This is a genomic window from Streptomyces laculatispora (assembly GCF_017353455.1).
GTDB lineage: Bacteria > Actinomycetota > Actinomycetes > Streptomycetales > Streptomycetaceae > Streptomyces > Streptomyces laculatispora.
Genome location: NZ_JAFMPZ010000205.1, coordinates 1 through 8975, shown reverse-complemented (window position 1 = coordinate 8975; position 8975 = coordinate 1). Strand labels below are relative to the sequence as shown.

Here is an 8975-nt window from a genome sequence, read left to right as displayed (position 1 = left end):
CCCGGGCGATTAGCTCAGTGGGAGAGCGCTTCGTTCACACCGAAGAGGTCACTGGTTCGAACCCAGTATCGCCCACCCCGGGAGAGGCCGGTCCGTCAGCAACACCGACGGACCGGTTTCTGCGTGTCCGGCTCCGCGAGCATTCCCGTGGAGCCCCGGGCGCACACCGGCTCACGCGGCGGCGCGCAGCTCCGGACGCAGCGGCCACGCCGGGTCCACCGTCTCCGGCGTGCCGCTCTTGGTGAACCAGGCCTGCAGACCGCGCGCCTGGGCGGCGTGCCACACCGCCTGCAGCGTGTGCAGCTCCGCCGGGGTCAGCCGCTCCAGCCGGGTGGCGAACCGCCGCCCCACCGCCCGGACCAGCTCCAGCGAGGCCGCCGCATCGGCCGCCGCGTCATGCGCCCCGTCCAGCACCACCCCGTACAGCTCGCACAGATCCGTGAGTGTGCGCCGGCCCTTGCGGTAGCGGTCCAGATGCTTGTCGAGCACCCGTGGATCGAGCACGCACAACGGCGTGCTCTCCAGATAGCCGGCCAGCGACGACGCCCGGTGCCGCTTGAGCTCCCGGTCCAGCAGCGTCAGGTCGAACGGCGCGTTCATCACCACCAGCGGCCGGCCGGCCGCACTCTGCTCGGCCAGCGCCCGGGCTATCTCCTCCACCACCGGCGCGGGCCACCGCCCGTTGCGCTGAAGGTGGTCGTCCGTCAGCCCGTGGATCTCCGTCGCCCCCGCGGGCACCGGCACCCCCGGATTCACCAGCCAGCGGGTGACGCGCATCCGCCCGCCGGCACTGTCCTGGACGACGAGGGCGGCCGAAACGATCCGGTCCCCCTCCACGTCCACTCCCGTCGTCTCGGTGTCAAAAGCGGCCAGTGGCCCCTCGTACCAATGAGTCATCCCCGAACTCCTCGCGCCCGAGCGGCAGATGGCGTGATTCCTCTGCCCGGTTCGGTGATACCCGCACCCTTTGCCTGATACGCCGTTTGCGGGCCGCCCGCTGCGGTGACAACACAGATGACGGGGACGGAAGTTGGTAAACCTCCGCGTCCGCCGACCCATTGGCACGGCCCGGAAGGCACACGGAGCCATGGCACTCGCGCAGCCCGAACCAGGGGGTCCTTCCCGTGCCGGAGGTCACGGGGGAGGGCTGTTGCCCCAGCGGATCGCACCGCTGCGCGGCACTCTCGCCACCACCGCCTGCATGGAGACCCTCCAGGTGGGCTACTTGCACGCGGTCGCCGCCGCGGCGGGGTGCTCCCTGTCACAGCCCTTCCCCGACAACGGCATCGACTGGCACGTCAGCCACGGCGCCCCCGGCCATGTCGTCGACGACGAGGTGACCATCAAGGTCCAGCTGAAATGCACCTACCAGATACCGGCCCGCCCGCCCGGCGCGACGTTCGCCTTCACGCTCGACAACGCACACCTCGTGAAGCTCGCCCGGACCCCCGTGTCGGTGCACAAGATCCTGGTCGTGATGCTCGTGCCCCGGAGCCAGGACGACTGGCTGAGGGCCGGACACGACCGCCTCGACCTGCGCCACTGCTGTTACTGGACCAATCTGGCCGGCCACCCGGTGACCGGCCGGCACCGGACCACCGTGCGGATCCCGACCTCGCGCATCTTCGACGACCGAGCGCTCTGCGAGATCATGACCCGTGGGCAGGAGGGAGACCCTGATGCACCGGCCGATGGACGAGTCCGCCAACGAAGAGATCCCGTCAGTCGTACGACCCCACACCATCGAGCCGCCCGGGCTCCGGTCCACCGGATCGCCGGCCGCCGGGAACCTGCCCGACCCTGCCCGGGTGGACCCCGCGGTACTCGCCGCCCTGCTCGCCCGCCACGGCTGGCGGCGGCGCGGCGGGGCCGCCGGACGCTACAGCCGCTGGACCCCGTCCGGACCGCCCGGCGGCTCCACCAGCCTGCTCGTACCCGACACCGGAGCCTTTCCCGACAGCGAGGACCTGCTGGGTGAGGCGCTGACCGCGCTGGCCCGCAGCGCGGCCCCCTCGGCCCGCGACGTCCTCGTCTCCCTCGCCGTCCCCAGCGACGAGATCCGCTGGTGGCGCGAGGCCCCCGAACCGGCCGCCGGAACCGCCGGCGCGGCCAGCTGGACCGGCGCCGAGCAGCTGCACGGCGCGGCCCGGCAGATCCTGCTCGCCGGCGCCCTCGCCGTCCGCGGCCGGGCCGGCTACCACGGTGCCCGCCACCGGCGGCGTGCCCTCGCGGCCCTCGACGGCATCCTCGTCGGACCCGCACCCGGCGGCCGCGACCTCACCGCGTTCGTGCCCGTCGAGGCCGGGCGCCCCGTGGCGGTACGGCTCCACCACGCCCTGCACGCCACCCGGGAGGCCGTGGACTACCAGCGGGCCACCGGCGGCATGGAGGCCTTCGACAGCGCCGTCGCGGCGGGCGTCAGCCGCGAGCTGACCGAGGCCGTCGTCGCACTCGTCCGCGGTTCCGAGGGCGCCGGGATCGCGCTGGAGTGGGCGCCCGCCGCGGGCACCCCCGACGGCTGTCCGTCGCGCCCCGAACCGGTGGAGTTCTCCCCGGGCGACCTGCCCGCACTGCGCCTGGCGGGCGCCCGCTATCTCCGGGACGAACCCGCGGTCACGGTGGGGATCACCGGCGCCGTCGTACGCCTGCGCCGCTCGGGGCCGCGCGGAGCCGGAATCGTACGGCTGCGGGTGCTGGCGGGTGCCGAGGTCCCGCACGTGCGGCTGGAGCTCGACGAGGAGGCGTACCGGATCGCGGGCCACGCCCATCTGGTCGGGCTGCCGGTGCGGGTGGAGGGAAGGCTGGAGAGCCGGGGCGGCTTCCGTCGGCTGACCAGGACCTCTCAGGTGGTTCCCGTGCAGGTCGACGACGCGGAGCGGGACCGGCTGATGAAGTCGCTCCAGGAGAACGTCGACTATTTCGAGGAGGCCTGCACGGGGGAGTAGCCGGGCGGAGGCCGCCGAATCCGGCCCTTTCGCTAAGAGGGGTGTCGGCTCGGTACGATTCCTCTTGCGCGCGCAGGAGGAATGCGCCGCACCCCCTGAGTCAGGAGAGACCGGTGTCAGACGTCCGTGTGATCATCCAGCGCGATTCCGAGCGGGAAGAACGCGTGGTGACGACGGGCACTACGGCAGCCGAGCTCTTCCCCGGCGAGCGCACCGTCGTCGCCGCCCGCATCGCCGGTGAGCTGAAGGACCTCGCGTACGTGGTCGCCGACGGCGAGACCGTCGAGCCCGTGCTGATCTCCTCCGAGGACGGCCTCAACATCCTCCGGCACTCCACCGCGCACGTCATGGCGCAGGCCGTGCAGGAGCTTCACCCCGAGGCCAAGCTCGGCATCGGCCCCCCGGTCAAGGACGGCTTCTACTACGACTTCGACGTCGAGACGCCGTTCACGCCCGAGGACCTCAAGGCCATCGAGAAGAAGATGCAGGAGATCCAGAAGCGGGGCCAGAAGTTCTCCCGCCGGGTCGTCACGGACGAGGCGGCCCGCGAGGAGCTGGCCGACGAGCCGTACAAGCTGGAGCTCATCGGCATCAAGGGCTCCGCCTCCACGGACGACGGCGCGGACGTCGAGGTGGGCGGCGGCGAGCTGACCATCTACGACAACCTCGACCCGAAGACCGGGGACCTCTGCTGGAAGGACCTCTGCCGGGGCCCGCACCTGCCGACCACCCGTTTCATCCCGGCGTTCAAGCTGATGCGCAACGCGGCCGCCTACTGGCGCGGCAGCGAGAAGAACCCGATGCTCCAGCGCATCTACGGCACCGCCTGGCCCACCAAGGACGAGCTGAAGGCGCACCTGGAGTTCCTGGAGGAGGCCGCCAAGCGCGACCACCGCAAGCTCGGCAGCGAGCTGGACCTCTTCTCCTTCCCGGACGAGATCGGCCCCGGCCTCGCCGTCTTCCACCCCAAGGGCGGCGTCATCCGCCGGGCCATGGAGGACTACTCGCGGCGCCGCCACGAGGAGGAGGGCTACGAGTTCGTCTACTCGCCGCACGCCACGAAGGGCAAGCTCTTCGAGAAGTCCGGCCACCTGGACTGGTACGCCGACGGCATGTACCCGCCGATGCAGCTCGACGACGGGGTGGACTACTACCTCAAGCCGATGAACTGCCCGATGCACAACCTGATCTTCGACGCCCGTGGCCGTTCCTACCGTGAACTGCCGCTTCGTCTCTTCGAGTTCGGCACGGTCTACCGGTACGAGAAGTCGGGCGTCGTGCACGGCCTGACCCGTTCGCGCGGCTTCACGCAGGACGACGCGCACATCTACTGCACCAAGGAGCAGATGGCCGAGGAGCTGGACCGGACGCTCACCTTCGTCCTGAACCTGCTCCGCGACTACGGGCTGACCGACTTCTACCTGGAGCTCTCCACCAAGGACCCGGAGAAGTTCGTCGGCTCGGACGAGGCGTGGGAGGAGTCCACCGAGACGCTGCGCCTGGTCGCCGAGAAGCAGGGCCTCCCGCTGGTCCCGGACCCGGGCGGCGCCGCGTTCTACGGCCCTAAGATCTCGGTGCAGTGCAAGGACGCCATCGGCCGGACCTGGCAGATGTCGACCGTGCAGCTCGACTTCAACCTGCCGGAGCGCTTCGACCTGGAGTACACCGGCCCCGACGGCACCAAGCAGCGCCCGGTCATGATCCACCGCGCCCTGTTCGGCTCCATCGAGCGCTTCTTCGCGGTGCTGCTCGAGCACTACGCGGGTGCGTTCCCGGTGTGGCTGGCCCCGGTCCAGGCGGTCGGCATCCCGATCGGCGACGCGCACATCCCGTACCTCCAGGAGTTCGCCGCCAAGGCCCGTAAGCAGGGGCTGCGGGTCGACGTGGACGCCTCGTCGGACCGGATGCAGAAGAAGATCCGCAACCAGCAGCGGGCCAAGGTGCCGTTCATGATCATCGCGGGCGACGAGGACATGGCCAACGGTGCCGTCTCCTTCCGCTACCGCGACGGTTCGCAGGAGAACGGCATCCCGGTCGAGGACGCCCTCGCCAAGATCGCCAAGGCCGTCGAGGACCGCGTCCAGGTCTGATCGGTCACGAGAAGGGGCCTCCGGCGAGCTATCCGCTCGCCGGAGGCCCCTTCTCGTCCTCCCGCCGGAATGCCTGGATCAGCCACGACGAGGACGAACCCGTCACCGCTCCCAGCAGCGCCAGCCCGCAGGCCATCAGACCCGCTGCCACGACCCGGCCGAGAGGCGTCACCGGTACGGCATCCCCGTACCCCACCGTCGTGAGCGTCGCGCACGCCCACCAGACCGCGTCGCCGAAGGTCCGGATCGAGGCGCCCGGGGCTCCGTGCTCCAGGTGGTAGACCGCGAGGGCTGCCGAAAAGCCCAGCAGCAGGGACGTCATGCCCGCGTACGACATCACGCGTGCGTACAGGCTCAGCCGGGGCTCGTCGCGGCGTTTCTGGATGGCCGTGTAGACCTTCACCACACGCAGCGGCCGCAGCAGCGGCAGGACGAGTACCAGTGTGTCCAGCCAGTGCACCCGGACGAAGCGGTGTCCCAGGCCGCTGAGCCGGATTCTGACGGCGTAGTCGATGACGAAGAGCAGCCACATGGCGCCGACCAGGGCGAGGGCGATGTCGCGCCAGAGTTCGGCGTCGTGCGGGGCGAGGACGCGGGTCGCGTAGCCGAGCAGGAACAGCAGCGAGGCGACGAAGAGCGGTGCCTCGGCGCGCTGCTCCCATCGGGTCAGAGCGGGAGTGGACTGGGCCGTGGTGCGGTCGCTCATTGGTCAAGCATCGCGGTGCGGGAACGGGTCCGGCCCCGGCGACACGCGCCGCACGGGGTAAGCAATATGCTGATCCGCATGACGAGTGAGCCGGAGCAGCAGATCGGAGTGGGGACGCCCGACGCGTTCCAGCGCCTGTGGACGCCCCACCGGATGGCGTACATCCAGGGCGAGAACAAGCCGACCGGTCCGGAGGCCGGCGACGGCTGTCCGTTCTGTGCGATTCCGTCGATGTCGGACGAGGACGGGCTCGTCGTCGCGCGCGGCGAGAAGGTCTACGCCGTGCTGAATCTGTACCCGTACAACGGTGGGCATCTGATGGTGGTGCCCTACCGGCACGTCGCGGACTACACCGAGCTGGACGGTCCGGAGACGGTGGAGCTCGCCGATTTCACCAAGCGTGCGATGACCGCGCTGCGTGCGGCGTCGGGGGCGCACGGATTCAACATCGGTATGAACCAGGGTGCGGTCGCCGGCGCCGGTATCGCCGCTCATCTGCACCAGCATCTGGTGCCCCGCTGGGGCGGTGACACCAACTTCATGCCGGTGGTGGGCCACACCAAGGTGCTGCCGCAGCTGCTGGCGGACACCCGGAAGATGCTGGCCGACGCCTGGCCCGTCTGATCCGACGTCCCTCCCCGGCTTGCCGCGCAGGGCGCCCCGGCCCCCCGGGGCGCCCTGCGCGTGTTCGCGCGGGTGGCGTCTACGCGTCGTACAGGTCGGCCTTGCGCGGGGTCGGGTCCTGGACGGCTCCGCTCAGTATCGACGAGCGGTTGCCGAAGCGTTCGGTGTCGACGCCGTTCTCGTCGAGCACCTTGATGACGGCGTTGTGCACCACGCGCAGGACGGGCGTGGCCGCACGCATCGCGTCGTCCGCCATGAAGCGGTGGCGCCACGGCTTCTCGGCCCAGGCGTGCCGCAGCCCGAACGGTTCCGGCAGCGCGATCTTGCCGCCGAGGTAGTCGAGCAGCGGCGGGTACCAGGTGAACGGGGCGCGCAGGGCGAGGCGGACGACCTCGCTGGACTCGACCAGCGCCAGCGTTATGTTGCGGGTCTCCCAGAACTTGACGGTCTTGTTGACCGTCTTCGTCTTGGCTGCGGGTTTGCTGGTGAAGAGGGAGTGGACCGGGCCGAGCGCGTGTCCGGTGACCTCGATGCGCAAGGTCTCGAAGAGCACGGTGACGGTGATCATCATGGTGATGACCAGCTGGCCGTCCCAGAGGGTGAACTGGACGCCGAGGTAGTGGCGGTCGCCGCCGCCGAACTGCTGGTGGTTGCAGATCCGCTGTATCTCGTGCGGCTTCACCTGGAAGGTGGCGACGTCCTCGCCCTCCGGGCGGGAGACCGATCCGGCGTTCTCGCCGACGGGCGACACGATCCAGTGCGTGACCGAGGGCTTGGGGAAGCCGCCCGTGTTCAGCGGGCCGCGTTCCAGCATCTTGAGCTGGTCGTGGATGACGCGTACCAGGTCCCAGCTGCGGAACTGGTGGAACTCCTTGCCGGGATCCTTGGAGACGAGGTCCTCGGCGAGCTGCCAGCTGCCCCAGCGGGTGCCCATGCCGAGGATGCCCTTGGGGCCGGCGTAGAAGACGGAGTTGGACTGCTGTTCGGCCGAGAGCTTCTCCAGGCCCTGACGGAGTGCCTCGCGGGCGGTCTCGCTCGGGTTCTTCGGTACGGCTTCGGGGATCTTGGCGACGACACCGCCGCCGGAGAGGAGCCCTTCCCAGCGGACGCGCATGTCCTGGGCGGAGGCCTCGGCGATCCGCCTGGCGATCAGCCAGCCGATGACGGGGGCGACGGCCATCGCGCGTACGTAGAGCCCCAGGAAGCCGTTGAGGGGCATTTTGATCAGGAGGAACACCGCGGCGATCCCGATGATCGGCAACAGGGCGTTGCCGAGGGCGGAGAGCCCCTTGTCCTTGGTCCTGGTGAGGCCGTCGCGCAGCCGGAACACGATGATCCACAGCAGCATTCCGGGCAGGAAGAGGAAGCCGAACAGGGCGGTCACGACGGTGAGCTTGGTGTCGCGCGCCTTGCGGAGCCGGGACGCGGACAGGCAGTGCTCGACGACGGTCTGCGGATCGCTGCCGAAGGACTGGATGAGCGCACCGCGGGCGCCGCCCAGCGTGCGTTCCTGAACCGCGCGGGAGAAGGCCTCGCCGAGGTTGGGTTTGAAGTAGTCGGACTTGAAGAGCTTGGACCGGCCTGCCTTCACCTCGGACTTGTGCCACTCGCTGTTCGCCTTGAGGATCTCGTCCACCGGGCTGTCGCGGTACGCGGCAGAGGCGAGGGCGTTGGTCGCCACCGCCGCTCCCGCTGCTCCCTGGAGTGGAATCTGCGCTCCGGGAGAGAAATCGAATCCGTCGTTGGCCACTGTCGCCCCCACTCGCCCGTCAAGGAACCGCTCCTGCGGGTGTTTCCCAACTGCCGTGCCCGGCACACTTTCTGAGCTGGGACCACAGCGTATCGTCCGGATCGATATGCTGTCCGGCCCTGTGGACAACCGCTGGGGGCGGCGGCCCTACGTGCCGTTCGTGCCGTTGTGCTGTTGCTCGCGCATACGGTCCGAGAGGTGTGCGGGCATGGCCTCGTGGCGGGCGTAGGAGCGGTCGAAGCGGCCGGTGCCGTGGGACAGGGAGCGCAGGTCGACCGCGTACCGGCCGATCTCCAGCTCCGGCACCTCGGCCCGTACGAGGGTGCGTCCGGGCCCGGACTGCTCGGTGCCGACCACCCGGCCGCGGCGGCCCGAGAGATCGCTCATCACCGGACCGACGCACTCGTCGGGGACGAGGACGCGGATCTCGGCGACGGGTTCGAGGAGCTGGATGCGGGTGTCCGCGGCCGCTTCGCGCAGGGCCAGGGCGCCGGCGGTCTGGAAGGCGGCGTCGGAGGAGTCCACGGAGTGGGACTTCCCGTCCCGCAGGGTGACCCGCAGGTCGACGAGCGGGTGTCCGGTGGCGACGCCGCGGGCGGCCTGCGTGCGGACGCCCTTCTCGACGGACGGGATGAACTGGCGCGGTACCGATCCGCCGACGACCTTGTCGATGAACTCGATGCCGGACCCCGGTGGCAGCGGCTCGACGTCGATCTCGCAGATGGCGTACTGACCGTGGCCGCCGGACTGTTTGACGTGCCGGCCGCGTCCGGTGGACGGGCCCGCGAACGTCTCGCGCAGGGCGACGCGGTGGGGGACGGCGTCGACCTGGACCGCGTACCGGCTGCGCAGCCGGTCGA

6 protein-coding genes, 1 tRNA gene and 2 pseudogenes are annotated in these 8975 nt (G+C 70.3%); 5 read left to right on the top strand and 4 right to left on the bottom strand.

The features are described from left to right. Nucleotides 1–3: 3 nt before the first annotated feature. Nucleotides 4–75 (top strand) — tRNA-Val (locus J1C73_RS11990). A 96-nt stretch (nucleotides 76–171) separates the two neighbouring features. Here J1C73_RS11990 and J1C73_RS11985 read toward each other — a convergent pair. Then, complete coding sequence (locus tag J1C73_RS11985; RefSeq protein ID WP_207316350.1) at nucleotides 172–897, bottom strand: 3'-5' exonuclease; 726 nt, start codon at nucleotides 895–897, stop codon at nucleotides 172–174. Between the two features lie 190 nt (nucleotides 898–1087). Between J1C73_RS11985 and J1C73_RS11980 the strand changes: the two are divergent. From J1C73_RS11980 to thrS, 3 genes and pseudogenes are all read left to right on the top strand, one after another. Next, nucleotides 1088–1678 (top strand): annotated as a pseudogene (locus J1C73_RS11980) (DUF4365 domain-containing protein); the annotation flags it as partial. A gap of 1 nt (nucleotide 1679) precedes the next feature. Further along, nucleotides 1680–2945, top strand: a complete 1266-nt coding sequence (locus J1C73_RS11975; protein WP_242644046.1) for a hypothetical protein — start codon at nucleotides 1680–1682, stop codon at nucleotides 2943–2945. A gap of 113 nt (nucleotides 2946–3058) precedes the next feature. Continuing rightward, on the top strand, nucleotides 3059–5035 hold the full coding sequence (gene thrS, locus J1C73_RS11970) for a threonine--tRNA ligase (RefSeq protein ID WP_123468438.1): 1977 nt from the start codon (nucleotides 3059–3061) through the stop codon (nucleotides 5033–5035). Between the two features lie 28 nt (nucleotides 5036–5063). Here thrS and J1C73_RS11965 read toward each other — a convergent pair whose 3' ends face one another. Next, complete coding sequence (locus J1C73_RS11965) at nucleotides 5064–5741, bottom strand: potassium channel family protein (RefSeq protein WP_124286540.1); 678 nt, start codon at nucleotides 5739–5741, stop codon at nucleotides 5064–5066. Between the two features lie 66 nt (nucleotides 5742–5807). Here J1C73_RS11965 and J1C73_RS11960 point away from each other — a divergent pair, with 66 nt between their 5' ends. Continuing rightward, nucleotides 5808–6365, top strand: coding sequence for an HIT family protein (locus J1C73_RS11960; protein ID WP_123468434.1), 558 nt, complete (start codon nucleotides 5808–5810; stop codon nucleotides 6363–6365). A gap of 79 nt (nucleotides 6366–6444) precedes the next feature. On the opposite strand, the gene J1C73_RS11955 is transcribed toward J1C73_RS11960, so the two are convergent. Both J1C73_RS11955 and J1C73_RS11950 read right to left on the bottom strand, forming a co-directional pair. Then, complete coding sequence (locus J1C73_RS11955) at nucleotides 6445–8115, bottom strand: AbeC-like domain-containing protein (RefSeq protein ID WP_207316349.1); 1671 nt, start codon at nucleotides 8113–8115, stop codon at nucleotides 6445–6447. Nucleotides 8116–8262: 147 nt separating this feature from the next. Beyond that, nucleotides 8263–8975: pseudogene (locus J1C73_RS11950) on the bottom strand (elongation factor G-like protein EF-G2); the annotation flags it as partial.

What these genes read in the sequence shown, in the direction of transcription:
- J1C73_RS11985 (WP_207316350.1), bottom strand. Translation starts at nt 897, where the DNA reads ATGACTCATTGGTACGAGGGGCCACTGGCCGCTTTTGACACCGAGACG.
- J1C73_RS11975 (WP_242644046.1), top strand. Translation starts at nt 1,680, where the DNA reads ATGCACCGGCCGATGGACGAGTCCGCCAACGAAGAGATCCCGTCAGTC.
- J1C73_RS11965 (WP_124286540.1), bottom strand. Translation starts at nt 5,741, where the DNA reads ATGAGCGACCGCACCACGGCCCAGTCCACTCCCGCTCTGACCCGATGG.
- J1C73_RS11960 (WP_123468434.1), top strand. Translation starts at nt 5,808, where the DNA reads ATGCTGATCCGCATGACGAGTGAGCCGGAGCAGCAGATCGGAGTGGGG.